Below are 18,394 nucleotides of genomic sequence, written 5' to 3' on the forward strand. Positions count from 1 at the left end.
TCTTCGTCGTTCGCTCCCGCTCTCAACTACGAATATGCAGACGGCGTCGACTATCGCGGACTAACCGCCTTCGCTTCGCTATCCATGGCGGTCAGCGAACGCAGACGACTACTCTCTATCTCTGCACCAACTTCACCCAGGCCCAAGCAGTAGTAAGCCTGCATCAGGATATTCACTATCTAGTGGCTATACTCCGATGAGAGAGCCTGCGATGCCACGTGTCGCTGCTTGTTCAGGTTAGCCATCATTCGAGACTATTTTTTCAGCCATATGCCTATAACATAATGAACAACATCACTATTCACTACTCGTTTTCATCCCACAAATGCAGTGAAGAGTTCAACCTTCAGCTGGATGCGGAAACCCTTGAGCCGATAGCAAACGGTGACGACCCCGAGCCATTACCAGTGTGGGCCAAACTCGATTATGAACAGTGCCCGAACTGTCCCCTCACTGCAGAGACACACCCCTACTGTCCGCTGACCGCTAATATCGCCAGCACCGTGGTGCGCTTTGAAAATGTAACCTCATACGACGAGGTTCAGCTAGAGGTCACAACGAGTGAGAGAAGATATTCTCAGGAGACAACATTTCAGAGGGGGATAGGATCTCTGGCCGGTTTGTTAATGGCCACCAGCGGCTGTCCACACACCCTGTTTCTACGGCCTATGGCGCGCTTTCATCTCCCACTAGCCACCGAAGAGGAGACTATCTACAGAGCAACCTCTGCCTATCTGCTGTCGCAATATTTCAAATCCAGAGAGGGAGACGAGCCGGACTTTACTCTCAACAATCTGCACGCTTTGTATAAAAATCTGCAAACTGTAAACACCGCCATTACCCGACGCCTGAGAGGTGCATCTGAAACAGACTCCACCATCAACGGGGTGATACTGCTCAGCATTTACGCGAAGAACATGCCGCTGGTTATTGAAGACTCACTGGAGGAGATCCACTACCTGTTCAGCCACGCACCCAACGATGCGAGAGGTGAGTGCTGTAGCCTCTCTGTTATTGAGCTAAACGGATTAGCCTGCATTCACCAGTGAGATCAATACCCGCTCATCCGCTGCACCTTCAGCCGTGGTGATCGAAGCAAAACCCAACTCTTTTGCGATCTCTGCAATCCGCGGGCTGACCACAGTCAGCTCTGTTTTTGTCAGTGCATCGCGTCCTTCATCACCCGCCATCTCAACCAGATTCTCCAATCCCTCACCACTGGTGACGGTAATGGTATCGATCTCGCCGCTATTCAGTTTTTCGAGTAGTTCCGATGGATCGCTCTTCGGTTTTACACGACGATAGCACTCAACGTAACTCACCTCCGCACCACGCGCTTCAAGGGTTTCAGCGAGCAGTTCGCGACCACTATTGCCACGGAAGATAGTGATGGTCTTTCCTTCAACATCGTTCAGCTCAGGCGTGGCGAGCATACCTTCACTGTCGAAACGCTCTTCGGGGAGAATAGCGACTTCGATACCGTGGGCCTCGAGTGCCTTTTTGGTAGTGCGGCCTACAGCACCGAAAACCGGGCCTTCGAGGAGTTCGTCGTGGGCCTCTGCTAGCAGCATAGTGTACTCAACCGCATTGGGGCTGACGAACAGCGCGATATCGGTCTCTGGGAAATCCATCAGTGCTTCATCAATCTCACCGCTATCCTCTGGCGGCAGGATCTGCTGCGTTGGGAAGCGGAAGGCGGTACCGCCATGTACCTCGATCAACTTGCAAAGCCCCTCCGCCTGATTGACGGGACGGGTGACGACGATGGTGCGCCCTTCGAGTTCGTTGCCCATTACGATTGCGCGTAGACCTCTTTGAGAATCTCACCGGCACCACGTGAGAGCAGATCATCAGCCAGCACCTGACCCAACTCCTCGGCGTCCTCGGGACGGCCGCTGATATTACCGCGTACCACCTCGGAGCCGTCGGGGCGACCAACCAGCGCGTGCATCACGATCACACCGTGATCGAGTACGGCGTGACCACCGATCGGCACCTGACACCCCCCCTCAAGGCGGGCATTCATGGCACGCTCGGCGGTGACACGGATCGCAGTCTTCTCATCGTGCAGCGGTGCCAGCAGGGCATTAACCCGCTCATCGTCGACACGACACTCGATACCGACCGCACCCTGTGCGACGGCAGGTAGCATCTGCTCCGGCTCCAGCGCCTCTTTAATGCGCTCACCCATCTCCAGACGGATCAGACCGGCACAGGCGAGGATGATGGCATCGTATTCACCATCATCGAGCTTCTTCAAGCGGGTGTTGACGTTACCGCGCAGGTCGCGCAGTTCCAGATCTGGACGCAGCTCTCGCAACTGGGCCTGTCGGCGCAGGCTGGAGGTGCCGACACACGCCCCCTGCGGAAGCTCATTGAGGCTATTAAATTTGTTTGAGACGAAGGCATCGCGAGGATCTTCACGCGGGCAGATGGTGGAGATGTGCAGCCCCTCGGGTAGCTCAACCGGCACATCCTTCATCGAGTGGACGGCGATATCGGCACTGCCCTCCATCATCCCCTGCTCCAGCTCCTTCACAAACAGCCCCTTGCCGCCCACCTTGGCAAGCGGTGTGTCGAGAATCTTGTCGCCCTGGGTGCTCATCTTCACCAGCTCGATCTCAATACCGGGGTGCGCCTCCTGCAGGCGGTCGCGCACATAGTAGGCCTGCCAGAGGGCAAGTGGGCTCTTTCGGGTGGCAATACGCAGGATGTCGCTCATTCGTCTCGTTCCGCTCTGTTAGTAAATGTGAATATTCGGGTTTTTCTCTATGGACAGCGCACCGCTATCCGACCACCATTAATACACTAATCTCAACCACCGAACTGGCAATGGAGCCTACACGTGCGGCTGTTACTGATACCGATCCTATCGTTACTGATCTCTCTGCAGGCCGCCGCCGTTGAACTGACGCCGGCGCAGAACCTACAGGCCGATGCCGCTAATGCTCGCGCCCAGGGGCTGCCTATCCTGCTGGTCTTCAGTGCGGCGCACTGCCCCTTCTGTGATCTGCTCGATGAAGAGATCCTCAAGCCGATGATGATCAGCGGCGATTATACCGACAAGGTGATCCTGCGTAATGTCGATCTCGATGAGTACGACACCATAACCGACTTTGAAGGTCGAAAGAGCGACCCCGCAAGCCTCGCGCAGCAGTACGATATCAACATGACGCCCACCATGCTGCTGCTCGACCCGCGCGGTCGTGAGCTGGTGAAGCGGATACGCGGTATCGGTGGTGCTATCGAGTACTTCGGCGCCGATCTCGACATTGAGATCGACAAGGCGCGCAAGAAACTTCGCAGTCGCGAGGCGGCCGTTAGCCCATTGCCTTAAGCAGCTTGCGTATCTCCGCCAGGTGTCGTCGGCTCACCGGCGGTTTGAACTCTACATCTCGCAGCAACAGCCGATGCCCCCCTTCACCATCGGGCTCCATCCCGGCAATTCTCTCCTTCGACACCAGGCTGTTGCGGTGCACCCGGACAAAGCGCTCACTAAACTCCGACTCCAACGCCTTTAGCGGCTCCTCGATCAGCACCTCACCGCCGGTGTGGTAGAGGCTGACGTATTTGTGCTCGGCGACAAAACAGCCAATGGCAGCGACATCAATCAGCTCCAGCCGATCTCCAATACGGCTGGCGATATGGCGTCGCGACTCATCACCTGCGGCCTCCTGTAACGCACCAATCTGGTCACCGCTCAGTTTCTGCACCCGGGCCAGCGCCTGTTCGAGCCGCTCTGGACGGATCGGCTTGAGCAGATAATCGACCGCCTGGGCATCAAACGCCTCCAGCGCGTGCTCCCCATAGGCGGTGGTGAAGATCACCGCCGGTGGGTTGTCGAGCAGCGCAATGTGGCGCGCCGCTTCCAGACCGTTAATGCCCGGCATACGGATATCGAGCAGCATCAGGTCGGGGTTACATGAACTGACCGTCTCCAGCGCCTCGGCACCGTTGGCAGCCTCACCCACCACCTCGTGATCTCCCAGCTCATCAATCAGCGTTCGCAGGCGACCGCGTGCCAGTGGTTCATCATCAACAATCACGATGCGCACTAGCGACTCCCCTCAGGACGGTGAGGCAGACGCAGAATCACACAGTAACGCCCTTCACTATCGTGGATATCGATGTGGCCATTTTCACCGTAGATCGAAGCAATACGCTCCTTGATGTTGGCTAATGCAATCTGATTTCCATCACGCCGATCAACCTCAACCTCTGGCAACGGGTTACAGATCTCGACAACCAGCACCTCGCCATCATCACGCGCAGCAATCACCACCGTGCCCCCATCGGTACGGGGCTCGACGCCGTGATAGACGGCGTTCTCCACCAGCGGCTGCAGGGTCAGCAGCGGAATCTGTAGCCCCTCCGGCAAGCCATCGACCGACCACTCCACCTGCAATCGATCGCCAAGACGCAGCTGTTCGATATCGAGATAACTGCGCACCAGCGCCAGCTCATCATCGAAATTGATCAGGGTACGCCCCTCCTTGAGGGTGGCGCGAAACAGATCAGCCAGGTCGTGGACCGCCGCCTCCGCCTCGGCAGGGTGGGTACGAGTCAATGCCGCAACGGTGTTAAGGCTGTTAAAGAGAAAGTGGGGACGAATGCGTGCCTGTAACGCCTCGAGCCGTGCCTCTGCCTCAGCGCGGTGTTTCTGCCGCAGCTGATGCTGCACGTAGAAGTAGCGCAGGATCGCGCCACTCAGCAACGCACCAATAATGAAGTTTCGACTCCAGAAGTCGAAATGGTCGGGGACTGTCAGTGAGAGCCCAATGGTGAAGAAACGCAGCCCCTGAAAGGCGATCTCACTAAAGAGCGCCACTACCACCAGCAGCACTAGATAGCTGGCAGTGGCTGCAAGACGATTACCGAGCCTGGAGATTAAACCACGCAGCAGACAGAGCAGCCCTGCACTACTGAGTGCAATCCACTGAATGTAGAGCGAGAGCAGTGCCAACTCATTCCAACGGTCACCGCTCAACGATGGGAGCATCAGCGCTAGTACAATTGCAAACAGCTCAGCCGCTACCACCACCGCCAGCACACGGCCACGTTCGCAGAAGTCGGGCAGAAAGCTGCCGTCATTATTATCCGTTCTCATCACTTCCCTTGAGCGGTGCGCTCATGGCGATAACCCTGCCGAGTATAGCGCTACTTCACGGTGATGAGATTGGACCGTGCGCGACCCTTCTGCCAACAGCACCCGTATTCGACAGATGCCGAGGCGTTTTCGACTCCGGCATCTGATACGAAGTAATCGTTACTTCCGAATCCCCTCGATCGAGAGCATGATCTCAGCCTCGCGTGAGGCGGGGCCGAGATTGTAGGTAAATCCGAAGTCGGCCAGCGTGATCGTGGTGCTGCCGGCAAAGCCACGGCGGAAACCACCCCACGGATCATCACCGGCACCGATCTGATTGACTGCGATCGTGACTGGTTTAGTGACACCGCGCAGGGTGAGAATACCCTTCAGCTCCCCCTTCTCACCCATCTCCTTATAGGAGGTACTGACAAACTTCGCCCTGGGATACTTCTTCACATCGAAGAAGTCGCTACCACGTAGATGTTTATCACGCTCGGCATGGTTGGAGTCGAGACTGGCGGTATCTATCGTTACCGAAATCTTGGCACTGTTTGGTTGCTTCTCGTCATAGCTGAATTCACCGACGAAGGTGTTGAAACGGCCATAGAGCCAGCTGTAACCGAGGTGTTTGATCTTGAACTGCACCGAGGCGTGCGCCCCCTTGGTGTCAATCACATAATCCTCTGCCGCTACCGGTGTTGCCACCACGGCGAGGGCCAGAACCAGACTGCTAAAAAGTGACTTTTTCATCATCTATTCCTCTCTATTTAGATAACTAGGCTGCACGCCCACGGACAAACTGCTGGGTGATATTGGCGACTCGCTCACCGTATGCCTCGGCGGTGGCGATATCGCCTGTGGATGGGGCATCGCCCGGTGCCACCTGGAAGCTGGCGGCCATCGGGCCCATGTAGGAGCCTAGACGATTGATCACCTCCGGCCCCGGACCCTCAATGTTATTCATCGATTCGGGACCACTTGAGGCGGGGTGGAGACCGAGGCTGACGTAGATCATGCCGTGCTGCATCGCGTTAACCGTCAGCGCCAGCAGAGTGTTGAACTTGTCACCTGAGTAGGAGCTGGAGTTGGTGAAGGAGCCAGCGATTTTGTCCTTCCACGCCAGCGTGAACCACTTCTTCGCTGCCGTCTCCATGAACTGCTTCATGCCCGCTGAGACGGTGCCCATATAGGTCGGCGAACCGAGGATAATCGCCTCGGCACTGTCGAGCTCATCGAGCCGATCACTCGCCTCCTCGGCGGTCATCAACAGCGCCTCGATCCCCTCGACGCTAGCCGCGCCGCGGTGGACCGCCTCGGCCTGTAGCTTGGTGTGGCCGAAGCCGCTGTGATAGACGATAACTACTCTGCTCATCTCTCTTCTCCAGTCTGTTGTTTGGTGCCGAGTCCCAGCATGCGACGCAGGGTTCGGTCACGGTCGATAAAGTGGTGTTTCAGTGCCGCCGCTGCGTGCAGCAGGGCGGTACCAATCAAAATAGATGCAAGCCAGAGGTGGATTAATCCGGCGATATCCTCCTGCTTGTCGATGCCGCTGATCGTCGCCGGGATGGTGAAGAGACCGAACACCTCCACCCCGCGCCCATCAGCGGTCGAGATCAGGTAGCCGCTCACCATCACTGCGAAGAGCAGCAGATAGATCACTGCATGGACCCGTTTGGCGAGCACGCGCTCCCACGGCGCATGGCTCGCCAGCGGCTCGGGGTGTCGGTCGATCCGGCGCCAGATCAGCCGCGCCACGATAAGCACAAAGAGCAGCACACCGATACTGCGGTGCAGATCGGGCCAGCTGCGATAACCGGGGTCGTAGTAGGTGAGACCGGTCATATAGAGCCCCAGCCCGAACAGACCGAAGACCGCCACGGCGGTGAGCCAATGGAAGCCGATCGCCAGCCAACCCCAATCGTTAAAGCTGTTGCGCCAAGCCATCGATTACCCCTCCACCGTGCCGAAGTGACCGGCGCGGTAGTCGGCAAAGGCCTGCTGAATCTCCGCCTCGGCATTCATCACAAAGGGGCCATGACGGGCCACCGGCTCATTGAACGGCTTGCCAGCAACCAGTAGAAAACGTGAGTCTGCAGTACTCTCCAGCACCACGCCGTCTCCCTCGCCCAACACGGCCAGACTTCCGGCAGCCAGCTCGGTCCCGGCCACCTCAAGCGGCCCCGCCATCACATAGACAAAGGCGTTATGACCCAGTGGAATCTGCTCCTCGTAGTGGCTTCCGGCGGGTAGTGACACATCGAGATAGAGCGGCTGGGCGGCGATCTGGTGCACCGCGCCCTCGGTTCCCTGCAGGGTGGTGCCAGCGATTACACGGATCACCGTGCCATCATCATGTTGCTCGACTGGGACCGCTTCAGGCTCGATCTCCTGGTAACGTGGCGTCATCATCTTTTGATCAGCGGGAAGATTGACCCACAGCTGGAAGCCATCCATCAGCCCGTCTATCTGCTCCGGCATCTCTGAGTGTTCGATACCGCTACCGGCGGTCATCCACTGCACCCCGCCGCTGCGGATCAGACCCTCGTGACCGGCGCTATCTTTGTGGCGCATGTTGCCGTGCAGCAGGTAGGTGACCGTCTCAAAGCCTCGATGCGGATGGGGTGGAAAACCGGCGATGTAGTCGTCGGGATCGTCACTACGAAACTGGTCGAGCAACAGGAAGGGATCGAGCATATTGAGCTCGGGCGAGCCGATCACCCGGCGCAGATTTACACCCGCCCCATCGGAGGTCTCATGACCGACCACCCGCTGCACCACACTGCGAAGCTGCCTGGTTTCAAATCTCTTTGCGCTATCACCCATCGTCCCGCTCCAGATTCCCGATTAACTTGATGGGTTAAAGTATATAGTTGCCAAACAAGGGATAAAGACGATAATCAGGAAATCACTGTCGCTGATTGGAGAACGATAAGAGTGGACCGATTCGATGAGATCGAGACCTTCGTACGCATCGTTGAGACGGGCAGCATCACCGCTGCCGCCAACCAGCTCAACATTGCCAAGTCGGCTGTCAGCCGCCGCCTGCAGGAGCTGGAGAACCGTCTTGGAGTGCAGCTGCTACAGCGCACCACGCGCCGCCTCCATCTCACCGATCCGGGACAGGAGCTCTACCAGCGCGGGCTACGGCTGCTGCACGATCTGGAGGAAACCGAGCAGCAGATCATCAGCGGCCAGCAGGCGCTGCAGGGGCCACTGCGTATCAGCGCACCGATCGCCTTCAGCGTTAACCACCTCGGTTCGATGATCAACACCTTTCTCGCCCAACACCCCAATGTAGAGTTCGACCTGCAGCTCGATGATCGTGAGATCAACATGGTTGAAGAGGGGATCGACGTCACCCTGCGGGTCGGTCGGCTGGAGGATTCGAGCCTGATCGCCAAGCGCATCGCGCCGATCAACTTCCTGCTCTGTGCCGCACCCGCCTACCTTGAAAAGCATGGCGAACCGACCTGTGCCGTCGCGCTCGCCGATCACGATGCAATCGGTTACACCCTCAGCCCTGAGGGTCGCAGCTGACCGCTCACCACCCCCAACGGTGAGCAGGTGAAGGCGACTCCCCGTCTGCGCATGCTCTCCAATAACGGCAACATGATCCTCAACGCCACCATCGCCGGTCGTGGTATTTCACTGCTGCCAACGTTCGAATGTCATGCGGCAATCTCGAGCGGCGAACTGGTTCCGATCATGCTCGATCACAGCATCATCCAGCTCAACCTCTACGCACTCTACCTCTCACGCCGCCATCTGCCGGTACGGGTACGCACCTTCATCGACTTCATTGCCGAGCAGCTCAGCGGCACCCCACCGTGGGATCAGGAGCTGGGTGAATATCTACCGAAGTAGCCCGGATGAAACGAAGTGCAATCCGGGAGTGACAGCTGAGGAGTGAGCTTCGATCCCCCGGATTGCGCGCTGCTCCATCCGGGCTACATTTGACCACCATTTAGCACCTCTTCAGAACACCCTACATCTCCTATGCGGAGTCGGGAACAGGCATCTGATCGAATATTCTGATAGCTTTTTACCGCATCTTCCGAAAAAGAGACCAGATAGTTAATAGATCATAAGGATTTATCATGAATGATGGCCTAAAGGTCGGTCTGCACTACCAGCACAGATTCACCGTACCGGCGAACAAAACCGTGCCGTCGCTCTACCCGGAGTCGGCCGAGTTCGTCGAGATGCCCGAGGTCTTTGCCACCGGCTTTCTGGTTGGATTGTTGGAGTGGGCCTGCATTCTGGCACTCAAGCCCCACCTCGACTGGCCCGCCGAGCAGAGCGTCGGCACCCACATCGATGTCAGCCACCATGCGGCCACCCCGCCAGGGCTGGAGGTAACAGTAGACGTGGAGCTGATCGGGGTTGAGGGTCGCAAGCTCGCCTTCTCAGTCGAGGCTCACGATGGCATCGACCTTATCTCTATAGGCAGACACGAACGCTTTATCATCAACCGTGAGAAGTTCGACGCCGGGGTGGCCAGCAAGACCTCGAAGTAGAGAGGCAACCTACGGCTGTTAGCAGATGAAGCACGGATGGAGCAGCGCGGAATCCGGGGATCGCTATCTTCCGGGCCACCCTAAAGGACTCGAACCTACAGCGCATCGCGCAGCGCTACATCCGGGCTACATGCTGTCCGGCACCCCAGACAGATCCGTTTAACTTAGATACCGAAGACAAATCCTGAAGGAACAGAGAACATCATGGTATTAAGTACTGCAGTAGAGTTCATTCGAATGACAATCACCCCATTGGTGATGCTGACCGTCACACTGGGAATGATCAGTATCTGGGTAGCCAGTCTGCGTGCACACGCCCTTCTATGGGGTGGGGTGGGGTGGTGCGCTGTTACTGGCGCTATTTAGCGACCTCATCTTCTACTATCTCTATCTAAGTGGTGATGAATGCGGATCGGGTTGTGGCATCGGCATGGCCGCCGTGATGTATATCATCTGCGGCGGCGGCATTATCGTCGGCACCATAGCGACTCTTTCGCTCACTCTCTTTCGCTGGAAAAAACGTTCTCACGCATAAACATCGCCCGATCTTCATGAACTGATCAGGTGCGTGGCTGCCCACGCATGGCTGCTGATATACTGCGCCAATTCCAAATAACAGCAGCGAACAACCCTTATGAGCGACACAACCGTAGAGAAACCGTGGACCGGACGTTTCAACGAGCCGACCAATGCCTTTGTTGAGGCCTTTGGCGCCTCGGTCGGATTCGACCAGCGCATGTACAAGCAGGACATCGCCGGTTCCGTCGCACACGCCAAGATGCTCGCCTCGGTCGGTGTGCTCACCGATGAGGAGCGCGACACCATTCTTGAGGGGCTCACCGAGATCGAGGGCGAGATCGAGCGCGGTGAGTTCGAGTGGTCGATCGCACTCGAAGATGTGCACATGAACATCGAGAAGCGCCTCACCGACAAGATCGGTATGGCAGGCAAAAAGCTGCACACCGGCCGTTCGCGCAACGACCAGGTCGCCACCGACGTGCGCCTCTACCTGCGTGCCGAGATCGACACGGCGATCGCCCCCGAACTGAAACGACTACAGCTTGCCCTAATCGAGCTGGCCGAGCGCGAGGCCGAGACCATCATGCCCGGCTTCACCCACCTGCAGACCGCCCAGCCGATCACCTTCGGCCACCACATGCTGGCGTGGAACGAGATGCTGCAGCGCGACTCTGAACGTCTCGCCGACTGCCGCAAACGGGTCAACATCATGCCGCTCGGCTCCGCCGCGCTGGCTGGCACCACCTACCCGATCGACCGCGACTTCACCGCCAGGGAGCTCGGCTTCGACATGCCGTGCCGCAACTCGCTCGACGGTGTATCAGATCGCGACTTCGCCATCGAATTCCTCAGCTGGGCCTCGATCATGCTGATGCACATGTCGCGCTTCTCCGAAGAGCTGATCCTCTGGACCTCCAGCCAGTTCGACTGGGTCGACCTCGGCGACTCCTTCTGCACCGGCTCCTCCATCATGCCGCAGAAGAAGAATCCCGACGTCCCCGAACTGGTACGCGGCAAGACCGGCCGCATCTTCGGTAGCCTCTCTTCAATGCTGATGATCATGAAGGGGCAGCCACTCGCCTATAACAAGGACAACCAGGAGGACAAAGAGCCGCTCTTCGACGCCATCGATACAGTGAAGGGTTGTCTCAAGGTCTACGCCGACATGATGGCGCAGATCGAGCTCAAACGAGAGAACATGCGCGAAGCGGCCCTGCGCGGCTTCTCCACCGCCACCGATCTGGCCGACTACCTGGTTCGTAACGGCGTACCGTTCCGTGATGCCCACGAAGTCGTCGGAAAGGCCGTTGCCCTCGGCGTGGAGACCAAACGCGATCTCTCCGAGATGTCACTGGAGGAGCTGCAGGGATTCAGTGATGCGATTAAGGATGATGTGTTTGATTACTTGACGTTGGAGGGGTCGGTGGGGGCCAGGGATCATATTGGTGGAACGGCGCCAGAGAGGGTTAGATGCGCTGCAAAGATGGCAGCGGAGCTACTAATTAACTAGTTACAGGAATTAATACACCTCTATTGAGGATCTTTTATATATTTTAATCATTAACTTGGAATACAAGCATCATAGAGCGACAATGACAAGGGTATATTTTGGATACCATCATAGTAAAAGAAATTGTATTACATCGTTTTAAACAGTATCGAGATAAAAAGATCTCTCCTCCTGATAGCTTTTGCCTTCTTGCAGGTTCAAACAATTCAGGCAAATCATCTTTTATGCAGGCTTTTGCTTTATGGGAATATTGTAAGTCCGTAATCGAATACGAATTTGGTTCCGATGGCCTGATAAATGACTTTATCGGAAAAAAACAAGGCGTTGGAATCAGCAGTGAAGACTTTCTTCCAATAAACATCCCTTCTTTAAAACATCTTTGGACAAATCTTAGAGTTAGCCCAGAACAAGATTCAAAAGGGAATAAGGAGTTGGATGGTTACACTCTTTGGATTGAAGTTAGATGGACGAATTCAAGCTTCGAAGAAGACAGGTTATTAAGGTTTTCCTTATCTCTTGCCAATGAACGGCTATTTGTAAAAACAACGCTATCAAATATAGCAAACAATGAAAGCATCCCAAAAATCGCATACATTCCGCCATTCGCAGGAATATTAAATAGAGAGCCATTCCATACAAAAGCCATGCGAGCGAGACTAATTGGTCAAGGCTTGAGCGGCTCGGTCATGAGAAACACATTACTTGAACTCTATAAACGCAACCAGGATAAACGCGTAGAACTCAAAGGTGAATTAGATCGCATACCCAAGAAATCACTTAAAGAGCTCAGGGAAACAGATCACTGGGAGCATTTACTTGAAATCATACGAGGTATGTTTGGCGTTGAATTGATGGTCCATGATTTCAATGAAGATTATCACAGCTATATCCGAGTTGAATACTGGAAAGGTAAATATAACAACACAAAAACAAAATTTGAAAAACATAAAGGCTTCAATAAGCGAGACATAATGGTCGAGGGAAGTTGTTTTTTACAACTCCTTAATGTCATTTCACTCGCTCTAGATCCTTCTTACCACGTTATATTTTTAGATGAACCTGACGCGCATTTACACTCTTCACTTCAATTCTCTCTTTTAGAAGAGCTAGAACACTTGGCAACCAAATACAATAAACAAATATTATTCGCCACCCATTCCACCGAACTAATTTCTTCAGTCCCCCCTCAGAGAATAATGAAGTTTGAAAAGGGAAAGGTGAAAGTTTTAACAGACGAAAGCCAAAAAACAACTTTAATAACTGGCCTAGGTAGCGAGTACTCACCAAAACTTCACCAACTTCAAAAATCCAAAAAAATATTATTTGTTGAAAATGAATCTGATTCATCAGCAATCAAACTATTTTCAGAAACCTTAGGCACCCCAATATCAAAAGACATTGTAATTTGGCCATGGCCAGGAAAACATGGAGAAAGGGGGAAGTTATTCACCCAATTGAAGCAACAGATCCCAGAACTTAAAGGCTTGAGCATAAGAGACCGTGACAATCAAGACTTTGCAACAATCACGGAATCATTAGTGGACAAATCAAATACGGGATGGGAATCCCAAGGATTGATAGTGAGAACATGGAGGTTTAGATATATTGAAACCTACCTATTGAGACCATCAGCGATAGCAAGAGCCGCCAAAACAACGAAAGATATAATTGTAGATCATGCGCGCGAATTTTCCGTTGAGCTATCCGACTTCGATGTTACAAAAATACCACTTGCACTACGCGAATTACCATCCAAACCTCTTCTAACAGAGGGATGTACCTGCCTGACAGTGAAGCATGGAATAACAAAATATGATATCGCAAAAGAAATGCATAAAGATGAAATTCACGTTGATATAAGAATGATTATTAAAGAAATTAATTCACTTTAAATAGTCCGTAGGTTGGGTTGAGCGCGCATCCGCGAAGCGAGGGAGTACCCTTGGGGTGAAGCGACACCCAACAAATGCCTGCACTCTAACCACTTCACCCTTGGCGGGTTTCCCTAAAGGAATCGATCCTCTGGTTCATCGCGCTGCGCTCAACCCGCCCTACGTAAAACCAAACCTCAAACGACAAGAATGTCGATGCCTGAAACTATTCGTAATTTTGTGCCGTGTGGTTGTTACTTCTTTACCGTCACTTTGGCTGACCGCTCCTCTTCGTTACTGACCGGCCATATTGATCGGCTGCGTGATGCTGTCTGTTATGTGAAGCTGTGCCACCCTTTCACGATCGATGCCTGGGTGGTGCTGCCCGAACATCTGCATGCAATGGAATCTTTTCGTCGCGCCATGTAGCCCGGATGAAGTGAAACGCAATCCGGGGAGACCTCCAATAATTTCCCGGATTGCACGTTGCTCCATCCGGGCTACATTCTGCACTCCTACCCAACGGCTATAAACAGAGACCACCAACAATCACCCGGATTGCGTTTCACTTCATCCGGGATACTTTTACTTTTGTTTAAACATAATCTGGAGAACATGGATGGTTCTTTATCGGCGTAACCGCGTTGATGGTGGGAGTTACTTCTTTACCGCCACACTGAGAGATCGATCTTCTGAGCTACTGGTTCGCCATGTCGATCTGTTAAGAGATGCATTTTCAACCACGCTTCTAAAGCGACCCTTTACGATTGATGCCATGGTTATACTCCCTGATCACCTTCACACGATCTGGACATTACCAGAGGGTGAATCGGACTACCCTGGCCGATGGAAGGCGATCAAGGCACGTTTTACACGCACACTTCGGCAACAATCACGCTTCCAATCATCACCCTGGCAATCTCGCTATTGGGAGCACACGATCCGCGATAACGACGATTGGCAACGGCATTTCGATTACATCCACTACAACCCGGTGAAACACGGTTACGTCACCTCACCCCTGGATTGGCCCTATAGCTCATTCGCCAAGGCCGTGCGTGACGGGCTCTATCATGAGGATTGGGGACGAGAGATACCGTCTTCGATTCAAAGAATGTCGATTGAATGACAGGTAGCCCGGATGAAGTGAAACGTAATCCGGGGAGAACTCTATTCAATTCCCGGATTGCGCGTTGCTTCATCCGGGCTACATGAATTTGATTCACCCTACGCATTGATTCCCTCTCTGCGTCTATACTTGGGGGATACCTATAATTACAACGCAGGAAACCCATGGCAGCAGGCTACCTTCTGAACGGCACCCTCATCGTAATGGCGATGATCGTCATCTACTTCCTCCGCCACCCTCGCCTCTCGAAGAGCGAATCGTGGCAGGCAACGCTCACTCCGCTCTCTTCGATTATCGGTAGCGGTTTTCTGATCATGGCGCCGCTGCTCGCCAGCGTGGTGGGGCCGTTGTCCCCACTCGCTGTAGTGGCCATCGTGATACTCGCCTACTCAATCGGTACGGTAATTCGCTTCAATATCCTCCATGTCGAACCACGCATGCTCGAGGGGAGTCTCTGCGCGATCACCCATAAGATCGAGATGATCGGCAACATCGCCCTCTGCATGGCCTACATGGTGGCGGTCGCCTTCTACCTCTCACTGCTCTCCTCATTCCTGCTCAACTATCTTGAGATCCAGAACCTCTTCGCCGAACGAATGCTGACCTCCTCCATTATCGCCTTCATCGCAGTGGTCGGTTATATCAAGGGGCTGGGCGGGCTGGAGAAGTTGGAGGCGGTCTCAATGACGATACAACTCGCCATCGTCGGGGCGCTGCTGCTCGGGCTGTTTGTTTACGGCCTCAATTTCATGAACTCCGATGAGGCGCTTGAACTCAACTACCAGGAGCGTGAGTGGACGACGCAGCTACGCATCATGGCCGGTGCGCTGCTGGTGGTGCAGGGGTTTGAGACCTCCCGTTTTCTCGGCACCAAGTACTCACCCGAGGTAAGGGTGATTACGATGCGCCGGGCGCAGATCATCTCCGGTGTGCTCTACGTGCTGGCGGTGGTGGCGCTGCTGCCGGTGGTACAGCACCTCGATCTGATGAACGTGAAGCTGGCCAACATCGTCCACGTGACCGGGCTGGTGGCGGTGGTGCTACCGGTGATGCTGATCGCCGCGGCGATCATGAGCCAGTTCAGCGCCGCAGTGGCCGATACCGGAGGCGCCGGTGGGCTGATGTACCAGAACAGCGGCAGCCGCTTCTCAACCGAGATCAGCTACGTTGCCATCTCAATCGCCGCCATCGTGCTGGTCTGGTCGACCGACCTGCTACACATCATCACCCTCGCCTCACAGGCATTCGCCATCTACTACTTCCTGCAAGCGGTGCTGGCGCTCAATTTCTGCTATCACGACTGTGAGCCGGGGAAGCGTATGACGATATGGATGCGCATTCTGTTCCTGACGCTGGCGGTGCTGCTGCTGGCAGTGGTCTTCTTTGCTATTCCGGCGGAGTAGGTGCTATGTGTAATGAAGGCAATTAAGTAGGTAGCCCGGATGGAGTGAATCGCAATCCGAGGGCGTCACCAATCCAGTGGATGTCTCCAGTTATTTCCCGGATTGCCCTAAAGGGCGCGTACCTCCGGTACATCGCGCCTGGCCCAACCTACCCTAATCTACCGTGGAGTATTGAGAGACTTTTCCGATGCAGAGAGTGACCCGCTGGGCCGCACTGATACTGGCCTACCTCTTTCTGGCGCTGGCGATCATAGGGATTGTGCTGCCCGGCCTACCGACCGTCCCCTTCCTGCTGCTGACTGCATGGTTTGCAGCCCGAGGTTCCGAGCGGCTACACCGCTGGCTCTACGCCCATCCGCACTTTGGGAAACTTCTGATCGACTGGGAGCAGCAGGGGGCTGTCTCGCGCACCAGCAAGGTGATTGCCGTGATCCTGCTCACGGCAAGCTGGATCATCATGTATCTGCAGATCGAGAACCGCTGGGTATCGACTGGGCTGGCGCTGCTCTTTATCACCATCATCGGCTTTTTGCTGAGTCGGCCTGAGCCCAGCGACGGCGAACGGGGGGAGATGTAGGGTGGGTTGAGCTTAGCGCGATGAACCGTAGGTTCACGTCCTTTAGGGAAACCCAACAAACACCAAATTCCCCAACCGCATCGGCATTGGGTGGGTTCGCTCCACCCCAAGGGTACTTACTCGCTTCACTCAGGCCATGCTCAACCCACCCTACGGATGGAGAGCAACAGGTAGCAGAGTTGAAATTCACGATGTGGATGCCATCTATGGGTGATTACAGACAACAACAGATCCGAGAGAGACGAATATGGCAAACGAACCGTTAATTGTAGAGGTCGGTGCATCCGGCTTCGATAAATACGTGATTCAGAACTCCCACCAGCTTCCGGTGGTGGTGGAGTTCATGGCGATGTGGTCGGGGCCGTGCATGGCGATGGCCGATACACTGCACGATCTAGCCACCGAGTTTGCCGGTCAGTTCGTCTTTGCCAAGGTCGATATCGACGAGCAGCCGGAGCTGGTGGAGCAGTTCGGCGTGGAGAACGTGCCCGCGCTACGAGTCTTCAACAAGGGCGAGGTGACCTTCTCTGAGCAGGGGCAGTTTCAGGAGGAGGAGCTTCGGATGCTACTCAAGGGAATGGGCATCTTCAGCAGGTCTGAGGAGCTCAGGGAGCAAGCGCGTGCCAAGCACATGGCCGGTGAGACCAGCGAGGCGATCGTGATGATGTCGCAGGCGATCCAGATGGACCCGGCCAATACCCGCGTGGCGATGGATATGGTGCAGATCTTCATCGACATCGGCGAGATGGAGCAGGCCACCGGCCTCTTCAACAAGCTGCCCGACAGCGACAAGGAGAGCGAGATGAGCAAGTCGCTCACCGGCCAGCTCACCTTCGCCGACCTCGCATCGAATACCGAGGGTGCCGAGGCGCTGCAGCAGCGGCTCTCCGACAATAGCGACGACCTCGACGCCCGCTTCGATCTGGCCATCTGCCATGTCGCCGCCCACGACTACGACAGCGCTATCGATCAGCTCTTCACCGTGCTGCAGGCCGATCCCGACTACAAGAACGGTGCGGCGAAGGAGATGATCATCACCGTCACCAATATGCTCGACCCCAACAATGCCGAGCTGGCCGGTAAGTACCGGCAGCGACTTGCGAGCCTGCTGAACGGTTAGTCTGTTCAGTTATGATGGGCACGCTTTGCTTTGCCCATCCTACGTATTAGCCACTCAATACCAACAAACCACTCAGGAAGAGATCATGGACAGCGAGCTGGCCAAACAGCTGATTGGAATGGCCGAGGAGGATCAGCGCCAACTCAAGCGGCTGTTTGAGTCGGGCGAGCTCCCTTCCGAGCACTACCACCCTGCAATGCAGTCCCTGCATGAAAAAAACGTTGCGTCACTTAAGAGCATCATCGACAAACACGGCTGGCCCGGAATCTCTCTTGTGGGCCCCGATGCTGCCAAGGCGGCATGGTTAATTACGCAACACTCAGTATCCAACACCCAATTTATGTCTGATGCCGCACTGCTTATGAGCAACGCACACGCCAATGATGATATCGAAGGCTGGCAACTGGCTTTTCTTGAAGATCGACTGCAGACACTCTCAGGCAAAGATCAGATCTACGGAACCCAATTCGACGTTGATGCTGATGGCTGGCCAATCCCTTTTCCCATTGCAGACCCGGAGGGTGTAGATAAACGCCGCAGGGCGCTTGGCCTCAACACTCTGGAGGAGCGGCTGCAGGAGATGGTTTCCGCCGAGAGGCGACGACGTGAGCAGGAGAGCTCATCGTAACTACCAAGCCGTGCTGCCACGGCTAATATCT

At 55.1% G+C, this 18,394-nt stretch carries 19 protein-coding genes and 2 pseudogenes; 13 read left to right on the forward strand and 8 right to left on the reverse strand.

Features of this window, described 5'->3' with window-relative positions:
* Positions 1–284: 284 nt before the first annotated feature.
* Positions 285–1,049, forward strand: coding sequence for a DUF6901 family protein (locus BOW52_RS11980; protein WP_135622331.1), 765 nt, complete (start codon positions 285–287; stop codon positions 1,047–1,049).
* Here BOW52_RS11980 and BOW52_RS11985 read toward each other — a convergent pair.
* Positions 1,029–1,793 carry a uroporphyrinogen-III synthase gene (locus BOW52_RS11985; protein WP_078484316.1) on the reverse strand — a complete coding sequence of 255 codons (765 nt, stop codon included), beginning with the start codon at positions 1,791–1,793 and terminating at the stop codon, positions 1,029–1,031. The two genes, BOW52_RS11980 and BOW52_RS11985, sit on opposite strands and share 21 nt — an antisense overlap.
* Positions 1,793–2,722, reverse strand: a complete 930-nt coding sequence (gene hemC, locus BOW52_RS11990) for a hydroxymethylbilane synthase (protein ID WP_078484317.1) — start codon at positions 2,720–2,722, stop codon at positions 1,793–1,795. The genes BOW52_RS11985 and hemC overlap by 1 nt, the downstream gene beginning before the upstream one ends.
* Before the next feature lie 123 nt (positions 2,723–2,845).
* On the opposite strand from hemC, the gene BOW52_RS11995 reads away from it, so the two are divergent.
* Positions 2,846–3,337, forward strand: coding sequence for a thioredoxin family protein (locus tag BOW52_RS11995; RefSeq protein ID WP_078484318.1), 492 nt, complete (start codon positions 2,846–2,848; stop codon positions 3,335–3,337).
* Here BOW52_RS11995 and BOW52_RS12000 read toward each other — a convergent pair.
* The 6 genes from BOW52_RS12000 to BOW52_RS12025 all read right to left on the reverse strand — a co-directional run bounded on the left by BOW52_RS12000 (position 3,321) and on the right by BOW52_RS12025 (position 7,912).
* The gene (locus BOW52_RS12000) at positions 3,321–4,055 is read right to left on the reverse strand and encodes a LytR/AlgR family response regulator transcription factor (RefSeq protein WP_078484319.1); all 735 of its coding nucleotides are present in this window, start codon (positions 4,053–4,055) and stop codon (positions 3,321–3,323) included. The two genes, BOW52_RS11995 and BOW52_RS12000, sit on opposite strands and share 17 nt — an antisense overlap.
* A complete protein-coding gene (locus BOW52_RS12005) occupies positions 4,055–5,107 on the reverse strand; it encodes a sensor histidine kinase (protein ID WP_078484320.1) in 1,053 nt (350 codons plus the stop codon). Before BOW52_RS12005 ends, BOW52_RS12000 begins: the two co-directional genes overlap by 1 nt.
* 159 nt (positions 5,108–5,266) lie before the next feature.
* Positions 5,267–5,842 carry a YceI family protein gene (locus BOW52_RS12010; RefSeq protein WP_172840328.1) on the reverse strand — a complete coding sequence of 192 codons (576 nt, stop codon included), beginning with the start codon at positions 5,840–5,842 and terminating at the stop codon, positions 5,267–5,269.
* Positions 5,843–5,864: 22 nt separating this feature from the next.
* The gene (locus tag BOW52_RS12015) at positions 5,865–6,461 is read right to left on the reverse strand and encodes a flavodoxin family protein (RefSeq protein ID WP_078484321.1); all 597 of its coding nucleotides are present in this window, start codon (positions 6,459–6,461) and stop codon (positions 5,865–5,867) included.
* Entirely contained in the window at positions 6,458–7,033 is a 576-nt protein-coding gene (locus tag BOW52_RS12020; protein ID WP_078484322.1) for a cytochrome b, read from the reverse strand. The genes BOW52_RS12015 and BOW52_RS12020 overlap by 4 nt, the downstream gene beginning before the upstream one ends.
* A 3-nt stretch (positions 7,034–7,036) precedes the next feature.
* Complete coding sequence (locus BOW52_RS12025) at positions 7,037–7,912, reverse strand: pirin family protein (protein ID WP_078484323.1); 876 nt, start codon at positions 7,910–7,912, stop codon at positions 7,037–7,039.
* A 111-nt stretch (positions 7,913–8,023) separates the two neighbouring features.
* Here BOW52_RS12025 and BOW52_RS17430 point away from each other — a divergent pair.
* From BOW52_RS17430 to BOW52_RS12085, 11 genes and pseudogenes are all read left to right on the forward strand, one after another.
* Positions 8,024–8,953 (forward strand): annotated as a pseudogene (locus tag BOW52_RS17430) (LysR family transcriptional regulator).
* A gap of 233 nt (positions 8,954–9,186) precedes the next feature.
* A complete protein-coding gene (locus BOW52_RS12040) occupies positions 9,187–9,606 on the forward strand; it encodes a thioesterase family protein (protein ID WP_078484326.1) in 420 nt (139 codons plus the stop codon).
* Between the two features lie 307 nt (positions 9,607–9,913).
* Complete coding sequence (locus BOW52_RS12045) at positions 9,914–10,141, forward strand: hypothetical protein (protein WP_078484327.1); 228 nt, start codon at positions 9,914–9,916, stop codon at positions 10,139–10,141.
* Between the two features lie 99 nt (positions 10,142–10,240).
* Positions 10,241–11,635, forward strand: coding sequence for an argininosuccinate lyase (argH, locus tag BOW52_RS12050; protein ID WP_078484328.1), 1,395 nt, complete (start codon positions 10,241–10,243; stop codon positions 11,633–11,635).
* A 98-nt stretch (positions 11,636–11,733) separates the two neighbouring features.
* Positions 11,734–13,527, forward strand: a complete 1,794-nt coding sequence (locus BOW52_RS12055) for an AAA family ATPase (RefSeq protein WP_135622334.1) — start codon at positions 11,734–11,736, stop codon at positions 13,525–13,527.
* Positions 13,528–13,722: 195 nt separating this feature from the next.
* A pseudogene (locus BOW52_RS12060) lies at positions 13,723–13,911 on the forward strand (REP-associated tyrosine transposase); the annotation flags it as partial.
* Positions 13,912–14,125: 214 nt separating this feature from the next.
* Positions 14,126–14,635: an REP-associated tyrosine transposase gene (locus tag BOW52_RS12065; RefSeq protein WP_078484331.1), complete on the forward strand. Its 510-nt coding sequence runs from the start codon at positions 14,126–14,128 to the stop codon at positions 14,633–14,635.
* Between the two features lie 164 nt (positions 14,636–14,799).
* Positions 14,800–16,038, forward strand: a complete 1,239-nt coding sequence (locus tag BOW52_RS12070) for a hypothetical protein (protein WP_078484332.1) — start codon at positions 14,800–14,802, stop codon at positions 16,036–16,038.
* A gap of 187 nt (positions 16,039–16,225) precedes the next feature.
* The gene (locus BOW52_RS12075) at positions 16,226–16,615 is read left to right on the forward strand and encodes a YbaN family protein (RefSeq protein WP_078484333.1); all 390 of its coding nucleotides are present in this window, start codon (positions 16,226–16,228) and stop codon (positions 16,613–16,615) included.
* Positions 16,616–16,862: 247 nt separating this feature from the next.
* The gene (locus BOW52_RS12080) at positions 16,863–17,735 is read left to right on the forward strand and encodes a tetratricopeptide repeat protein (RefSeq protein ID WP_078484334.1); all 873 of its coding nucleotides are present in this window, start codon (positions 16,863–16,865) and stop codon (positions 17,733–17,735) included.
* An 85-nt stretch (positions 17,736–17,820) separates the two neighbouring features.
* Positions 17,821–18,363, forward strand: coding sequence for a DUF6624 domain-containing protein (locus tag BOW52_RS12085; RefSeq protein WP_078484335.1), 543 nt, complete (start codon positions 17,821–17,823; stop codon positions 18,361–18,363).
* Positions 18,364–18,394: the final 31 nt, after the last annotated feature.

Source organism: Solemya pervernicosa gill symbiont, assembly GCF_002020875.1.
Classification (GTDB): Bacteria; Pseudomonadota; Gammaproteobacteria.